Source organism: Pseudomonas sp. NFACC04-2, from assembly GCF_900119265.1.
GTDB lineage: Bacteria > Pseudomonadota > Gammaproteobacteria > Pseudomonadales > Pseudomonadaceae > Aquipseudomonas > Aquipseudomonas fluorescens_AA.
Window position 1 is genome coordinate 45,618 of sequence record NZ_FPJC01000012.1, and the last position, 15,581, is coordinate 61,198.

Genomic DNA, 15,581 nt, shown 5'->3' on the forward strand with positions numbered 1-15,581 from the left:
CAGAGATTCTTGGTGGAGTTCATGATGCACCATTACCCCCGGTGGGAGCGGGCTTGCTCGCGAAGAGGGAGTGTCAGGCCAATCAATGTGATTGACCCACCGCCTTCGCGGGCAAGCCCGCTCCCACAGGAGACGGTGGTGTGTCACACAGGTCTGCGCACAAGTTGGATCAATCGTCGAACTGGCGCCGTTCGTTCTCGATCGCCTCGGCCAGGGCACGGGCTTCAGCTTCTTCGTCGCTCAGCTCCGGCTCGGGCTCGTGAGGCTCGAGGGCGGCAACGGCGGCCAGCAGTTTTTCCCGGGCCTCGGCAACGCCGAGGATGTCCTCTTCCGGTTCCGCTTCTGGCTCCGGCTCCGGCTCCGGTGCAGGCTCCACCTCGCTATCGGACGGTTCATCCGACTCATTTCCAGGACCAGGCCCCTCACGCAGCAGGTCGTCAAAATCGGTCTTGAGGCCTTCTTCCATGGTGTCCAGCTCCAGCAACAACGAGTGGAAACTGGTCTCTTCCTTCGGTTCCTCAGGCTCGGCGCTGGCATCCGCCAGTTCCTGCAAGCCCTGGGGCACCGGCACGTCGTCGAACTCCAGCACCGGTTCAGGTTCCAGCTCCCGCAGTTCGGCCAGGGGCGGCAGGTCATCCAGGTTCTTCAGGTTGAAATGATCGAGAAAGGCCTTGGTGGTGGCGAACATCGCGGGTTTGCCCGGCACATCGCGATAGCCGACGACGCGGATCCACTCGCGCTCCAGCAACGTCTTGACGATATGGCTGTTGACCGCCACGCCCCGTACATCCTCGATCTCGCCCCGGGTGATCGGTTGGCGATAGGCGATCAACGCCATGGTTTCGAGCATGGCGCGGGAGTAACGCTGCGGCCGCTCCTCCCACAGGCGCCCGACCCAGGGCGCGAACTTCTCGCGGATCTGCAGGCGATAACCGGACGCCACTTCCTTGAGTTCGAAAGCCCGTCCTTCGCAGGACTTGCCCAACAGCGTCAGGGCTTTCTTGAATACGGCCGGCTCGGGTCGCTCACCTTCTTCGAAGAGTTCGAACAGGCGCTCCATCGATTGGGGCTTTCCCGAGGCCAACAGGAAAGCTTCAAGCAAGGGGGCCAGCTCGCGGGGTTCAGTCAGATTCATTGATTTGCTCGTTATTCGGCTCGTGCCCGCACGTGGATCGCTGCGAACGGCTCATTCTGCACCAGCTCGACCAAGGATTCCTTGACCAATTCCAAGACCGCCATAAACGTCACCACCACCCCCAACCGCCCTTCCTCGGCGGTGAACAGCTCGACGAACGGCACGAAGCCGCCGCCCTTGAGCCGCTCCAGCACATCGCTCATGCGCTCGCGGGTGGACAGCGCTTCGCGGCTGACCTGATGACTTTCAAACATATCGCCTCGGCGCAGGACCTCGGCCATGGACATCAGCAGCTCTTCCAGGCTCACATCCGGCAGCAACTTGCGCGCCCGCGCTTCGGGCGCATCGAGCTTGGGCACCACCACATCGCGCCCCACCCGGTTCAAGCCATCGAGGCCTTCGGCGGCGACCTTGAAGCGTTCGTACTCCTGCAAGCGCCGGATCAACTCGGCCCGCGGGTCGTCCTCTTCCGCTTCGACTTCCGCCGAGCGCGGCAGCAGCATCCGCGACTTGATCTCGGCCAGCATGGCCGCCATCACCAGGTACTCGGCCGCCAGCTCCAAGCGTACCGACTGCATCAACTCGACGTAGCCCATGTACTGGCGGGTGATTTCCGCCACGGGGATGTCGAGGATATTGATGTTCTGTTTACGGATCAGGTACAGCAGCAGGTCAAGCGGGCCCTCGAAGGCTTCGAGGAATACTTCCAGCGCATCCGGCGGAATGTACAGGTCCAGGGGCATTTCCATGACCGCCTGGCCATAGACCATGGCGAACGGCAACTCCTGCTGCGCGCCGGCCTGGCTGTCGGTATTGTCCACGGCGGTGTCCACAGCGGACATTCAGGCCTCGACCATGAACGGCGTCGGATCGCCGCACCCGACGCGCACCACCTGGGGCTCGCCATCGGCCAGGTTGATCACCGTGGACGCCGACATGCCGCCGAAACCGCCGTCGATGATCAGGTCCACCTGATGCTCGAGGATCTGGCGCATCTCATAGGGATCGGTCAACGGCTCGGTCTCGCCGGGCATGATCAGCGTCACGCTCATCAGCGGCTCACCCAGTTCCGCCAGCAGCGCCAGGGCGATGGGATGGCTCGGCACCCGCAGGCCGATGGTGCGCTTTTTCGGGTGCAGCAACAGCCGCGGGACTTCCCGGGTGGCATTGAGAATGAACGTGTAGGGCCCCGGCAAATGCGCCTTGAGCAAGCGGAAGGTGCCGGTGTCGATCTTGGCGAACAGGCCCAACTGCGACAGGTCGCTGCAGATGAGGGCGAAATTGTGCTTGTCGTCCAATTGACGCAGGCGTCTGACACGCTCCACGGCATTCTTGTCGCCGATCTGGCAACCGATGGCGTAGGACGAGTCGGTGGGATAGACCACCACGCCACCACCCCGAATGATTTCCACGGCCTGTTTGATCAGGCGCGCCTGCGGGTTTTCCGGATGAATCTGGAAAAATTGACTCACGTGTTCTACCTGTTCAGACGGCGGTGGTAACGGGATCATGTTTGAATCTACACCAGAGTGGTGGCAGATCTTCCGGCAACGGGCGGTATTCGCCGATCTCGGACCAGCCCCCAGGGCCATGGAAATCACTGCCGGCGGTGACCAGCAGGCCGAACTCACGGGCCAGGATCGCCAAGCTGCCCACTTGCTCGGCGGGCTGATGGCCGTTGACCACCTCAATGGCATGGCCCCCTGCTTGAATATAGTCGGCGACCAGGCGGCGGCGCTTGCTGCGGGTGAAATCATAGTGCCACGGATGCGCCAGGCTGACCCAGGCGCCAGCGGCCCGCAGGGTCTGGACGGTTTCTTCCAGGGTCGGCCAGTGCTGCTTGACGTCCCCCAGCTTGCCGGCCCCCAACCATTTGCGGAACGCTTCGGCGCGATCCTTGACGAACCCCTCGCGCACCATCCAGTCGGCAAAGTGTGGCCTAGCCGGTGCGTTGCCGCTGTCGCCCAGTTCCTGCTGGATCTGCCGGGCGCCGTCCAGCGCACCGGGCATGCCCTTGAGGGCCAGCTTGCGGCTGATCTCTTCGGACCGCAGCCAGCGGCCGTCGCGCAGTTGTGCAATGGCCTGGACCAGCGCCGGCGCGTTCACATCGAAACCATAGCCCAGCACATGGATGGTCGCCCCGCCCCAGGTACACGACAATTCGACCCCGTTGACCAGCTGCATGCCCAGCGCCGTGGCGGCGCTGCGGGCCTCGTCGAGGCCTTCGAGGGTGTCGTGATCGGTCAGGGCCAGGACTCGCACGCCGTGCTCGAACGCCCGCGCCACCAGAACCGCAGGCGCCAGGGCGCCATCGGAGGCCGTGCTATGGCAGTGCAAATCAACATTCACGAGAGTTTGTTACCTCAAATCAGCTGGCCCTATCGCGGCCAAGGATGTTTGTTATTATGCCGCCACATCCTGCTTCTGGCTGCCACTGTGAAACAATTCATCGACTTCATCCCGCTCCTGCTGTTTTTCATCGTCTACAAACTTGATCCCCGGGCCGTCGATTTCGCCGGTCACTCCTTGACTGTAGGCGGTATTTACAGCGCCACCGCAGTGCTGATCATCAGCTCCCTGGTGGTCTACGGCGCGCTGTTCGTGTCCCAGCGCAAGCTGGAGAAGAGCCAGTGGCTGACCCTGATCGCCTGCCTTGTCTTCGGCAGCCTGACCCTGGCGTTCCACAGCGAAACCTTCCTCAAATGGAAAGCCCCGGTGGTCAACTGGCTGTTTGCCCTGGCCTTCATCGGCAGCCACTTCATCGGTGATCGCCTGCTGATCAAGCGCATCATGGGCCACGCCGTGAACCTGCCCGACCTGATCTGGACTCGGTTGAACATCGCCTGGATCGCATTTTTCCTGTTCTGCGGTGCCGCCAACCTGTTCGTTGCGTTCACGTTCCAGGAGTACTGGGTCGACTTCAAGGTCTTCGGCAGCCTGGGCATGACGCTGCTGTTCCTGATTGGCCAGGGCATCTACCTTTCCCGTCACCTGCACGATGCCGACCCCACCACGCCTAAAACCGAGGACTGACATGCTCTACGCAATCATTGCCACCGACGTCGCCGACTCCCTGGAAAAACGCCTGGCCGTGCGCCCGGCACACCTGGAGCGCCTGCAACAGCTCAAGGCCGAAGGTCGCATCGCGCTGGCCGGCCCGCACCCGGCGGTGGATAGCAATGACCCAGGCGCCGCGGGCTTCACCGGCAGCCTGATCGTGGCCGAATTCGACTCATTGGCCGCCGCGCAAGCCTGGGCCAAGGCCGATCCGTTCGTGGCGGCCGGCGTCTATGCCGATGTCGTGGTCAAGCCGTTCAAGCAAGTCCTGCCGTAAATCCCCCTTGGCGCGGTGAGCCTTCAGGGCTCATCGCCCCCAGTTGCTCATCTTTCTCATTTGCCTGCCGACAACCTGTCCAATCTCGATTGGAATTCAGGAGTTGCAATGCGCAAAGGTCCGTTGTGCCTGTTGTTGGTCTCGTTGGCGCTCGGAGCGCCCGCCCATGGCGAGGAAAGCACCGAGGGCAGTCATTCGGCGCCCTTGTCCCTGAGCGCCGGCAACCAGATCGCCGAGCTGCAGCAACGCTTGAAAGACAGCGAACGCCAGCGTGAAGAGTTGGCCAAACAACTGCAAAATGCCGACAGTGCACGCGAGAGCGCCGTGCTGGGCCGACTGCGCCAGGAAAACCAGCGCCTGAAGCTGCAACTCAAGGAAGCCCAGGCCAGCCCGCTGCCACGGCTGTTGACCGATCAACAGCAATGGTTCGTCATTGGTGCCGGGGTAGCGCTATTGGCCTTGCTCTGCGGTATCTTTGCCAGCGGTGGACGTAGACAACGTCGGCAATGGCTAAATTGAGTGAGTCATGAGCGAGCTGTTACTGATAGATGATGACCAGGAGCTGTGTGAGCTCCTCGTGAGTTGGCTGAGCCAGGAAGGGTTTCAGGTCCGCGCCTGTCACAATGGCCAAAGTGCCCGCAAGGCCTTGGCCGAAACTGCTCCGGCGGCGGTGGTCCTGGATGTGATGCTGCCCGACGGCAGCGGCCTGGAACTGCTCAAGCAACTGCGCAACGATCACCCGGAGCTGCCGGTGCTGATGCTGTCGGCCCGGGGTGAGCCGCTGGACCGTATCCTTGGCCTGGAACTGGGCGCCGATGACTACCTGGCCAAGCCCTGCGACCCACGGGAACTGACCGCCCGCCTGCGCGCCGTGCTACGTCGCAGCCACCCGACGGCCGTGTCCAGCCAGATCGAACTGGGTGACCTGACCTTCAGCCCGGTACGTGGCGTGGTCAGCATCGACGAACAGGAACAGACCCTCACCGTTTCCGAAAGCCGCCTGCTCGAAGCACTGCTCAAGCAACCGGGCGAACCGCTGGACAAGCAGGAACTGGCGCAGCTCGCCCTGGGCCGCAAGCTGACCCTGTACGACCGCAGCCTCGACATGCACGTGAGCAACCTGCGCAAGAAAATCGGTCCCCACCCCGACGGTCGCCCGCGCATCGTGGCCCTGCGCAGCCGGGGTTATTACTACAGCCTCTAGAGGTTACGGCTCTAGAGACTGTGAGTGCTGCTACAGCCCCTGGAGGCTTTTGTGGCGAGGGAGCTTGCTCCCGCTGGGCTGCGAAGCGGCCCCAAGATTTTGCGGTCGCTGCGCAACCGAGCGGGAGCAAGCTCCCTCGCCACAATGAACCAAGGGCCCTCCTTCCCATTGCATACCCTCACGGTTTTTTGTGCAGTCTGTTTGTCAGCATCGCCCCCAAACGTCTTTACCCAAGCTTTACGCCCCCCTGACCGCCGCTGACCTTGATCTCCGTAATCTGCACACATCCGGAACTGACCGGGAACGAGACAAGGAGACACACCATGCGCAAGACCCTTATCGCTTTGATGTTCGCAGCAGCCCTGCCGACCGTCGCCATGGCCATGCCCGAAGGCCCCGGCCCGATGGGTCCGATGGACGGCCCGCGTCACGGCGGCCAGATGCACGACAAAGGCCCCTACAGCCAACTGGACCTGAGCCGCGAACAACGCCAGCAGATTCGCCGGATCATGGGCGAACAGCGCCATGAACAACGGGAACTGGTCGACAAGTACCTGGCCAAGCTGTCGCCAGCCGACCAGAAAGCCATGCAGGACGAAATGCAAGCCCGGCATGAGAAAGTCGATGCCCAGATCCGTGGCTTGTTGAAGCCTGAGCAGCAAAAGGAATTCGACGCGATCCAGAAGAAACAGGCTGAACGCCGCGCCGAATGGGCCGAGTTCAAAGCCTGGAAAGCGCAACAACCGCAAAAAGCGCAATAATGCACTGACGCTTGCCCAGCCCAACGGCCAATCGCCGTTGGGCTTTCTTTGTTTTCGAGGATTTATCGTGCGTTCATTGTTCTGGCGCATCCTGGCCAGTTTCTGGTTGGCCATCGCCCTGGTCGCAGGACTTTCGATCCTGATGGGCCACATGCTGAACCAGGACGCCTGGATCCTCAGCCGCCATCCGGGCCTCAATACCTTGCCCGAAGAGTGGACGCAAACCTACGAAAGCCAGGGCGAGGATGCCGCCCAGGACATCCTGCAACAGCGCAAGCGCCAGTATCACATCGACGTCCAGGTGTTCAACGAAAGCGGCGATCCGGTGGTACGCGGCACCTTCCCCCATCGTGCCGCGGCCTTCGAGGCCCGGCAGAAAAACGATGACCGACGCCTGCCCTGGCGGCGGCTGACCGATGAGTTCACCAGCGCCAAAAGTGGCGACACGTACCTGTTCATCTACCGCATCCCCCATCCCGAGCTGGATGCGTGGCACCGCGGCAGCCTGCTCTGGCCCCTCAGTGCATTGGGAATCGCGCTGGTGGTGCTGACCTTGTTCAGCCTGTTGGTGACGCTTTCCATCACCCGTCCGCTGAATCGACTGCGCGGCGCGGTGCATGATCTGGGCCAGGCCGCCTACCAGCAGAACAGCCTCGCCAAACTGGCCAACCGGCGAGACGAGTTCGGCGTGCTGGCCACCGACTTCAACCGCATGGGCGCGCGCCTGCAAAGCTTGATCGCCAGCCAGCGCCAACTGCTGCGCGACGTATCCCACGAACTGCGCTCGCCCCTGGCCCGGCTGCGCATTGCCCTGGCATTGGCTGAACGGGCCAGCCCCGAGGAGCGTGAAAGACTCTGGCCGCGCCTGACCCGCGAATGCGATCGCCTGGAAGCGCTGATCAGCGAAATCCTGGTGTTGGCCCGGGTCGATGCCGACAACGCCAGCGCCGAAGAGGTGGACCTCAACGGTTTGCTGTTCACCCTGCAAAAAGATGCGCAACTGGCGTCTCCGGAGCAAACCGTGCAGCTTGAAACCGAGGCAGACCTAAGCCTCAAGGGCTGGCCGACCATGATCGAGCGAGCGGTGGACAACCTGCTGCGTAACGCCCAGCGCTTCAGTCCGAGCGGGCACCCCATCGAAATGCGCGCGGTGCGCCAGGGCGAACGGATCCTGATCAGCGTGCGCGACCACGGGCCTGGCGTGGAGGCCGAACACCTGGGTCAATTGGGCGAGCCGTTCTACCGCGCCCCCGGCCAGACCGCCGCCGGTCATGGCCTGGGCCTGGCGATTGCGCGTCGTGCCGCCGAGCGCCATGGCGGTGCGCTGGTGTTGGGCAACCATCCTGACGGTGGGTTCGTCGCGACCCTGGAACTGCCGTTGGTCCCGGGGGCAGTTGTCCAGCCTTGAGCAGTGCAAGATATCCCCATGGGGGCTGTCATACCGCCTTGATCATCCATCCCGTCGCATAGTCGGCATCCTGGGCGGCGACACTGGATTACTACGGAAGATCGCCCGGGCGGTGAAACTAGGCCCCCCTTTGGCGAGCCCTCTCAGGGTTTCACGCCACAAGCCGCGGGCATCGACCTCGGCCGTTTTCTTGTAGCCATCATTGTCGAAAATTTCGACTTTCGTGTTGGGCGTTGCGTCGCCGGTCAGCATCACGGTGGTCGCGAGGGTGTAGCCGTTATCGGAGATCGGGGTGTCGCTGGGATCCTTGACCGAGGTAATGAGCGGTGATTCCAGCACCACGGACCTGATCGAATAAGTGCGCAGGGGAAAGCTGATGGCCTCGGTGATATCCGGGGAATTATTGAACGTCACCTGCAGCACGACGTTCAGGTCAGAGCGGTCGCGCAATAGTTGCAGTTGACCTTGGGAAACCGGTTTGGACAGTCCGATCCTCACTTCATCCGCCGTCAAGCTTGTGGCGGTTTGCAAGGTGATCGTATGCCTCGTCCCGTCAGTCTTGGTGCCTTCGCAGTAAAGCCATACCTTCTGGTCAATGGCAATGAGCGGCCTGGGCGTCACCGTCACATTGGAGCGGATCGGAGGTCGTGGCGGTCGCTCGGTTATTACGGGTGACGGTATAGCTTACCGTCACCATATTGCCCAGATTGAAGGCCAGGACCGCGACCAGAATCGGCACCTCCCTGTCGCCAATGGTACCGACCTCCTCTGCGTCGGTGGTGTGGGAACCGGCGCCGGCCGTACCGGCCCAAGTCACGCTTAGCAGGTCGGTGGGCAACATGTCGTCATAGCGCACCACCACGGTCAACGTGTCTTTTAGTCTTGCCGGCGACAGGAGTGGGATCATCATTGACACAATCCATAGCTCACCCTGACATGGTGTCCCATATTGATCATGACGAACTCGCTCCTACCGTGAAACGCAGCGGGTGAGGGAGAGGGTCAGGATTGGCAGGTCTTCGGTTTTGCGAAGTGTCGCCACCTTCACAACGATGGCGACCCAAGGCATCAACGCACGAGCGATCAGATAATTACCGTTCTTCAATGAACGGACTTTCATGTCTCCACGACCATAATTGCACTTGCATGATCATATTCGTACACCGCGATTTGATCGTTGAACTTGTCAGGTATAACGCACCACCGCCGCCCGGCATCCACAACATCGGCAGACCAGGCCCGATCCCCGCCAAAACCAGCATTGCCGTTATAAGCCAGCAAAAGCATGCCCCACACCGATAACATGGGAAGGGTCCCACCCCGAAGCTGTGCGTAGTACCAACTATCCCCAAACGTTCCTCGAGTAGGATTGACCCTGCTGGCTAACCAGACATTGGCAACGATGACTCGATAGGAGCCACTTTGACCGGATGAGTCGCGCACAGTTATCGTAGCGGTGCCCCGCCCCCTCGATATGACCCGCGGATGCGCTTCTGAAGCAACCTCGGCAACAGCGGGATTGCTGGATGTGTAGTAGTAGGGTGCGAGACCACCTGACGGTACTCGTTCCACGAACGCGTTAGTGGGTGGATTTGGCGGTATAGCAGTAGTTCTGACATGCAGCCCGTTGAGAAGACCGTCCGCGGGGTCGACAGTCAGACGCTCCACCACCGTAATCCTCCAGGGCGGCGACACTGGATTACTACGGAGGATCGCCCGGGCGGTGAAACTATGCCCCCCTATGGCGAGCCCGCTCAGAGTGTCACCCCATAAGCCATTGGTATCGACCTCGACCGTCTTTTTGTATTCATCATTATCGAAAATTTCGACTTTCGTGTTGGGCGTTGCTTCGCCGGTCAGCATCACGGTGGTCGAGAGGGAGTAGCCGTTATCGGAGATCGGGGTGTCGCTGGGATCCTTGACCGAGGTAATGAGCGGTGTTTCCAGCACCACGGACCTGATCGAGTAAGTGCGCAGGGGAAAGCTGATGGCCTCGGTGATATCCGGGGCTTTATTGAACGTCACCTGCAGCACGACGTTCAGGTCAGAGCGGTCGCGCAATAGTTGCAGTTGACCTTGGGGAACCGGTCTGGACAGTCCGATCCTCACTTCATCCGCCGTCAGGCTTGTGGCGGTTTGCAAGGTGATCATATGCCTCGCCCCGTCAGTCTTGGTGCCTTCGCAGTAAAGCCATACCTTCTGGTCAATGGCAATGAGCGGCCAGGGCACCACCGTCACATTGGCGTCACCCGCGTAACTGGCCAGGTCAAGCTCAGGTCCGGCGCCGTCATTGGCCGCTTCGGGAATCAGCGGCGTCGGCAGATCGCTCTGGGCGATGTCCCGCACGTTGAGCAGGAGCGGATCGGAGGGGGTGGTGGTCGCTCGGTCATTACGGGTGACGGTATAGCTTACCGTCACCGTCTTGCCCAAATTGAAGGCCAGGACCGCGACCGGAATCGGCACCTCTTTGTCGCCAACAGTACCGACCTCCTCTGCGTCGGTGGTGTGGGAACCGGCGCCGGCCGTACCGGCCCAAGTCACGCTTAGCAGATCGGTGGGCAACATGCCGTCATAGCGCACCACTACAGTCAACGTGTCTTTTGCATCAACCGGGTCGAGGCTGTTGCCAGGCGCTTCCTTGACCCTGGGCGGAGGCAGGTTCAGCCCTCCCTCCCCGATGACGGTGGCCCTGGCGATTTTTGAGGTGCCTACCAGCACCGTGTTTCTGAGCAACCTATAGGACGCTTGCACCGTACTGCCCGGGATGACCTTGTCGTTTGGAATCGTCAGGACACAGGCCTTTTTCTGCCCGAATTCATCAGTTTCAACCGTGCCCGTGGCCAGGACCACGACATCCGGCTGGCCCGCGACCTTCGCGACATAGGTCGCCTCCACCGTGTCCCCTGGCAGGAAACGCGATTCACCGGTCAGGACGATCAACAACAATGGGTTGGCTCCCAGCTTTTCGAGATCAATGGTGCTTGGATCGTCGCCCGCATCACTGGCAATTTCCCGTGGGATTGGTTGCGGCAATCGGACACCGGCCTGGTCCACGTCCACCGTCTGCACCGCCGACCAAGGGGCGTCGGGGTCCGGAGAGTTGTTGAGCTGATCGTTAACCGTGAAGGAAAACCTGAATTCAGGATCGTCGCGCAGGTCGGCGCTGGTCACTTCGAAGCACACCCGGGTGGGGGTCGCCGAGCCATGCGCGGGCGGCGCGGGGGCCTGGGAGACATCGACGGTGTGATACACGTCGCGGCCGTTGCAATTGAGCCGGATGCGGTCGTAGGCGCGGCAATACGGGTACGCCACGCACACCGTCGCCCGGGTGAAACCTGGCCCCACGCCGTTCTTGATTTCGTCCGGCAGTATCAGCTCCAGTTCGGAGTGCGCATTATCGCCAGGCGTCACGTCCTCGATGCCGGGACGGATACTGTTGTACAAAATCTCCAGCGGTGGCTCCGAAGTCCCAAAATTCGCACCGGCACGTGTCACGGTATAAGTCAGCCGATTGACGATCCCTGGTAACAATTTGCCGTGCGGGATGTACAGCGTGACCATGTCATCGAGACCTTGAGTCTGACCGCTATCCAGCGCCAGCTCGCCATTCAGGTTAATAGATACCGTGTCACCTACGTCCTGCCCCAAATAGGGGCCCACCTCCACCGTGCATCCCATGGGTTCGAGGTCATAAACGTGCTTGGGCACACCGTAATCGGCGCCCTGCACGGGCATCGTCGCGCGGGGCAGCCTGGGCGGGTACAGCATCAGCACCGTTTGATCGACGGTGATCGATGAGTCAGTCATGAGACATGCCCCCTTAAATTCTGAGGAGATATCACACCTCGGATACGAGGGACTGGCTACTGTCAGAACTTACAGGTAAGAAGTGACTGCAGACGAACGGTTGAGACAGAGAATGCCTGGCCACTGGAATCAAGCCTTGAGCAAGCAACGTTTGCGTCACCCTGATTAAAGCGATACCCACAAACCAAACGATAATTCCTCTTATTCAAACTGCCCGGCCCTGTTAGACTTTGCGCCCTCTTTTCACCTCTCCCCAGGTCGCCCGATGCCGTCGTTGCCTCTTCGTTTATGTGCACTGTTCATGGCCCTGGGCCTGAGTGCCTGCGATGACGCTCCGCGTTTTACCCAGGCCGAACCGGGTGAAGCCCGCTCCGGTGGCGCGGCGACGGTTCGCAAGAGCGATCAGAACGCCTTTTCCCTGCCCTCGGCCAACCTGCCGCCCTCGAGGCGGGTGGACTTCAGCGTCGGCAACAGTTTCTTCCGCAGCCCGTGGGTGATCGCCCCCTCGACCACCACCGCCCGGGACGGCCTCGGCCCGTTGTTCAACACCAACGCCTGCCAGAACTGCCACATCAAGGACGGTCGCGGTCATCCGCCAGCGCCGGATGCCGCCAGCGCGGTATCGATGCTGGTGCGCCTGTCGATTCCCGATGCGCCGCCCTACGCTAAGGTCATCGAACAACTGGGGGTCGTGCCGGAACCGGTTTACGGTGGGCAGTTGCAGGACATGTCCGTCCCCGGTGTCGCTCCCGAAGGCAAAGTCCGGGTCGACTACAGCCCCGTCCCGGTGCGCTTCAAGGACGGCACCGTCGTGGAGCTGCGCAAGCCCAACCTGCACATCACCCAATTGGCCTATGGGCCGATGCACCCGGACACGCGTTTTTCCGCCCGTGTCGCTCCGCCTATGATCGGGCTGGGGTTGCTGGAGGCGATCCCCGACGAAGCCATCCTGGCCAACGCCGAGACCCAGGCGCGGGAAAACAACGGCATTGCCGGTCGTCCCAACCAGGTTTGGGACGATGCCCAACAGAAAACCGTACTTGGACGGTTTGGCTGGAAAGCCGGACAGCCCAACCTCAACCAACAGAACGTCCATGCGTTCTCCGGCGACATGGGCCTGACGACGAGCCTGCGGCCCTTCGACGATTGCACCGAGACCCAGGTCGATTGCAAGCGCGCCCCCAGTGGCAACGGCCCGGACGGCGAGCCAGAAGTCAGTGACAACATCCTGCGACTGGTGTTGTTCTACAGCCGCAACCTCGCCGTGCCGGCCCGTCGCGAGGTGAATTCTCCCCAGGTATTGGCGGGCAAGAATCTGTTTTTCCAGGCCGGTTGCCAGTCTTGCCACACGCCGAAATACACCACGTCCGCCCACGCTGCCGAACCGGAGCTGGCGAACCAGGTCATCCGCCCCTACACCGACCTGCTGCTGCACGACATGGGCGAAGGCCTGGCCGACAACCGCAGCGAATTCAAGGCCAGCGGCCGTGACTGGCGCACCCCGCCGCTGTGGGGCATTGGCCTGACCGAAACCGTCAACGGCCACACTCAGTTCCTGCACGACGGTCGTGCCCGGGACCTGCTCGAAGCCGTGCTGTGGCATGGCGGCGAAGCACAAGCGGCGCAGCGACAGGTTTTAGCGTTCAATGCCGAGCAACGCGCTGCGTTGCTGGCCTTTCTGAATTCCCTATAAATGCCCTTTCCAGAAATGGGAGCCTGACATGTTCCGTCCCAAGCTGTTGTTCACCAGCCTCGCCGCCCTCGCCCTCGGTGCCTGCTCGCCCCAGGACCCGCAAGCCGTCACCTCGGCTGCCATCGCCAAGCAGGTGATCCTGCCGACCTACAGCCGCTGGGTCGAGGCCGACCGGCAACTGGCGACCAGCGCGCTGGCGTTCTGCCAAGGCAAGGAAAACCTGGACACCGCCCGCGCCGACTTCCTCAAGGCGCAAAAAGCCTGGGCCGAGTTGCAACCCCTGTTGATCGGCCCGCTGGCCGAGGGCAACCGCGCCTGGCAGGTGCAGTTCTGGCCGGACAAGAAAAACCTGGTGGGCCGTCAGGTTGAGCAATTGGTCAACAGCCAGCCGCAGATCGACGCCGCCGGCCTGGCCAAGTCCAGCGTGGTCGTACAAGGGCTCTCGGCCTACGAATACCTGCTGTTCGACGCGAAAATCGACATGGCCGACAGTGCCCAGAAAGCCAAGTACTGCCCGCTGCTCACTGCCATCGGCGAACGCCAGAAACAACTGGCCGAAGAGATCCTGTCGGGCTGGAATGCCAACGACGGCATGCTCGCCCAGATGAGCAAGTTCCCCAACCAGCGCTACGCCGACTCCCATGAAGCCATCGCCGATTTGCTGCGCGTGCAGGTCACGGCCCTGGACACGTTGAAGAAAAAACTCGGCACGCCCATGGGCCGCCAGAGCAAGGGCGTACCTCAGCCATTCCAGGCCGATGCCTGGCGCAGCCAGTCGTCGTTGCAAGGGCTGGAAGCCAGCCTGAGCGCGGCCAGGACCGTCTGGGCCGGCGTGGACAACAAGGGCCTGCGCGGCCTGCTGCCAAGCGATCAGAAACCGTTGGCGGACAAGATCGACGCCGCCTACGATGCCTCCTTGAAACTGTTCGCCAGCAGCCAGCGCTCGTTGACCGAAATGCTCAACGACGATGCCGGGCGCCAGCAACTCAACGATTTGTACGACAGCCTCAACGTCGTCCATCGCCTGCACGAAGGCGAACTGGCCAAGGCGCTGGGCATCCAACTGGGCTTCAATGCCAACGACGGTGACTGATCATGTTTCGACGTCAGGTCCTGGCACTGGGCAGCTTGCTGCTCGGCGCCGTCACCCTGGGCGGCTGGACGCTGTTCAAGCAAAAGGACAAGCACCCACTCTTGCTTTCGGCACGGGACGATGGCGACGGCAGGCATTACGCCGTCGGCTATCGACTGGACGGCACGCGGGTGTTCGCCACCCAGGTCGGCCAACGCTGCCATGACATCATCCATCACCCGACGCAACCGATTGCGCTGTTCGTCGCCCGTCGCCCAGGCACCGAAAGCTACCTGATCGACCTGCGCGACGGGGCGCTGCTGCAAACCATCGCCTCGTTGCCGAACCGGCATTTCTACGGCCACGCGGTCATCCATAACAGCGGCGAATGGCTGTACACCACCGAGAACGACACCACCGACCCGGGGCGTGGCCTGTTGGGTGTGTACCGTTTCGAAGGCGAGCGGCTGGTGCACAGCGGCGAGATACCCACCCATGGCATCGGTCCTCACCAGGTGTCCTGGATGCCCGATGGCGAGACGCTGGTGGTGGCCAATGGCGGCATTCGCACCGAGGCCGAAAGCCGGGTCGAAATGAACCTCGACGCCATGGAGCCAAGCCTGGTGCTGATGCAACGCGATGGCACCCTGCTGAGCAAGGAGACCCTCGCCCAATCGATGAACAGCGTGCGCCACTTGGGCATCGCCAGTGACGGCACCATCGTCTCCGGCCAACAGTTCATGGGCGCCGCCCACGAATCGTCGGAACTGGTGGCGATCAAACGGCCGGGCCAACCGTTCCAGGCGTTCCCGGTGCCCGAAGAACAATTGCAGGCCATGGGGCACTACACCGCCAGCGTCGCTGTGCACAGCGACCTGCGCCTGGTGGCCCTCACCGCCCCGCGCGGCAATCGTTTCTTCATCTGGGACCTGGACAGTGGCCAGGTACGCCTGGATGCGCCCCTGCCGGACTGTGCCGGCGTGGGTGCGGTGGCCGACGGTTTTGTCGTGACGTCGGGCCAAGGGCGATGCCGCTATTACGATTGCCGTCAGACACAACTGGTTGCAAAACCGCTGGATCTGCCGTCAGGGCTCTGGGACAACCATTTGCATCTGGCTTGAGCAAGGGAGCGAAGCCCATCGGCGCCGAGCTTCCTGATTTTTCGGA

The 15,581-nt window shown here is 62.0% G+C and carries 17 protein-coding genes; 9 read left to right on the forward strand and 8 right to left on the reverse strand.

Annotation, left to right across the window (positions count from 1 at the left end):
• Positions 1-169 precede the first annotated feature (169 nt).
• From scpB to BT125_RS17045, 4 genes are all read right to left on the reverse strand, one after another.
• Positions 170-1,135 carry an SMC-Scp complex subunit ScpB gene (gene scpB / locus BT125_RS17030; RefSeq protein WP_072408640.1) on the reverse strand — a complete coding sequence of 322 codons (966 nt, stop codon included), beginning with the start codon at positions 1,133-1,135 and terminating at the stop codon, positions 170-172.
• A gap of 11 nt (positions 1,136-1,146) precedes the next feature.
• Entirely contained in the window at positions 1,147-1,845 is a 699-nt protein-coding gene (locus BT125_RS17035) for a segregation and condensation protein A (protein ID WP_165826070.1), read from the reverse strand.
• Between the two features lie 132 nt (positions 1,846-1,977).
• On the reverse strand, positions 1,978-2,607 hold the full coding sequence (locus tag BT125_RS17040) for an L-threonylcarbamoyladenylate synthase (protein WP_053124883.1): 630 nt from the start codon (positions 2,605-2,607) through the stop codon (positions 1,978-1,980).
• A gap of 13 nt (positions 2,608-2,620) precedes the next feature.
• Positions 2,621-3,484: a PHP domain-containing protein gene (locus BT125_RS17045; RefSeq protein ID WP_072408642.1), complete on the reverse strand. Its 864-nt coding sequence runs from the start codon at positions 3,482-3,484 to the stop codon at positions 2,621-2,623.
• Positions 3,485-3,571: 87 nt separating this feature from the next.
• Here BT125_RS17045 and BT125_RS17050 point away from each other — a divergent pair, with 87 nt between their 5' ends.
• The 6 genes from BT125_RS17050 to BT125_RS17075 all read left to right on the forward strand — a co-directional run bounded on the left by BT125_RS17050 (position 3,572) and on the right by BT125_RS17075 (position 7,842).
• A complete protein-coding gene (locus BT125_RS17050; protein ID WP_072408645.1) occupies positions 3,572-4,168 on the forward strand; it encodes a septation protein A in 597 nt (198 codons plus the stop codon).
• A 1-nt stretch (position 4,169) separates the two neighbouring features.
• The gene (locus tag BT125_RS17055) at positions 4,170-4,469 is read left to right on the forward strand and encodes a YciI family protein (RefSeq protein WP_072408648.1); all 300 of its coding nucleotides are present in this window, start codon (positions 4,170-4,172) and stop codon (positions 4,467-4,469) included.
• A 108-nt stretch (positions 4,470-4,577) separates the two neighbouring features.
• Positions 4,578-4,988 (forward strand): SH3 domain-containing protein, encoded by a 411-nt coding sequence (locus BT125_RS17060; RefSeq protein ID WP_072408655.1) that lies wholly within the window; start codon positions 4,578-4,580, stop codon positions 4,986-4,988.
• A gap of 7 nt (positions 4,989-4,995) precedes the next feature.
• Positions 4,996-5,673: a response regulator transcription factor gene (locus BT125_RS17065; protein WP_072408656.1), complete on the forward strand. Its 678-nt coding sequence runs from the start codon at positions 4,996-4,998 to the stop codon at positions 5,671-5,673.
• A 323-nt stretch (positions 5,674-5,996) separates the two neighbouring features.
• On the forward strand, positions 5,997-6,434 hold the full coding sequence (locus BT125_RS17070; protein ID WP_072408657.1) for a Spy/CpxP family protein refolding chaperone: 438 nt from the start codon (positions 5,997-5,999) through the stop codon (positions 6,432-6,434).
• A gap of 67 nt (positions 6,435-6,501) precedes the next feature.
• Complete coding sequence (locus BT125_RS17075; RefSeq protein WP_072408658.1) at positions 6,502-7,842, forward strand: sensor histidine kinase; 1,341 nt, start codon at positions 6,502-6,504, stop codon at positions 7,840-7,842.
• 42 nt (positions 7,843-7,884) lie between these two features.
• Here the strand turns inward: BT125_RS17075 and BT125_RS17080 are convergent, their stop codons facing one another.
• The 4 genes from BT125_RS17080 to BT125_RS17090 form a co-directional block, all read right to left on the reverse strand.
• Positions 7,885-8,373 carry a hypothetical protein gene (locus tag BT125_RS17080; RefSeq protein ID WP_083564516.1) on the reverse strand — a complete coding sequence of 163 codons (489 nt, stop codon included), beginning with the start codon at positions 8,371-8,373 and terminating at the stop codon, positions 7,885-7,887.
• 61 nt (positions 8,374-8,434) lie between these two features.
• Positions 8,435-8,752: a hypothetical protein gene (locus BT125_RS17085; protein ID WP_072408659.1), complete on the reverse strand. Its 318-nt coding sequence runs from the start codon at positions 8,750-8,752 to the stop codon at positions 8,435-8,437.
• 60 nt (positions 8,753-8,812) lie between these two features.
• Positions 8,813-8,962: a hypothetical protein gene (locus BT125_RS29455; RefSeq protein ID WP_170866846.1), complete on the reverse strand. Its 150-nt coding sequence runs from the start codon at positions 8,960-8,962 to the stop codon at positions 8,813-8,815.
• On the reverse strand, positions 8,959-11,649 hold the full coding sequence (locus BT125_RS17090; protein WP_072408660.1) for a hypothetical protein: 2,691 nt from the start codon (positions 11,647-11,649) through the stop codon (positions 8,959-8,961). The genes BT125_RS29455 and BT125_RS17090 overlap by 4 nt, the downstream gene beginning before the upstream one ends.
• Before the next feature lie 265 nt (positions 11,650-11,914).
• On the opposite strand from BT125_RS17090, the gene BT125_RS17095 reads away from it, so the two are divergent.
• Genes BT125_RS17095 through BT125_RS17105 form a run of 3 tightly spaced genes read left to right on the forward strand, consistent with a single transcriptional unit; the run spans position 11,915 to position 15,535 of the window.
• A complete protein-coding gene (locus BT125_RS17095; protein ID WP_072408661.1) occupies positions 11,915-13,342 on the forward strand; it encodes a di-heme oxidoreductase family protein in 1,428 nt (475 codons plus the stop codon).
• A gap of 28 nt (positions 13,343-13,370) precedes the next feature.
• Positions 13,371-14,435, forward strand: coding sequence for an imelysin family protein (locus tag BT125_RS17100; protein WP_072408663.1), 1,065 nt, complete (start codon positions 13,371-13,373; stop codon positions 14,433-14,435).
• A 2-nt stretch (positions 14,436-14,437) separates the two neighbouring features.
• Positions 14,438-15,535: a DUF1513 domain-containing protein gene (locus BT125_RS17105; RefSeq protein ID WP_072408665.1), complete on the forward strand. Its 1,098-nt coding sequence runs from the start codon at positions 14,438-14,440 to the stop codon at positions 15,533-15,535.
• Positions 15,536-15,581: the final 46 nt, after the last annotated feature.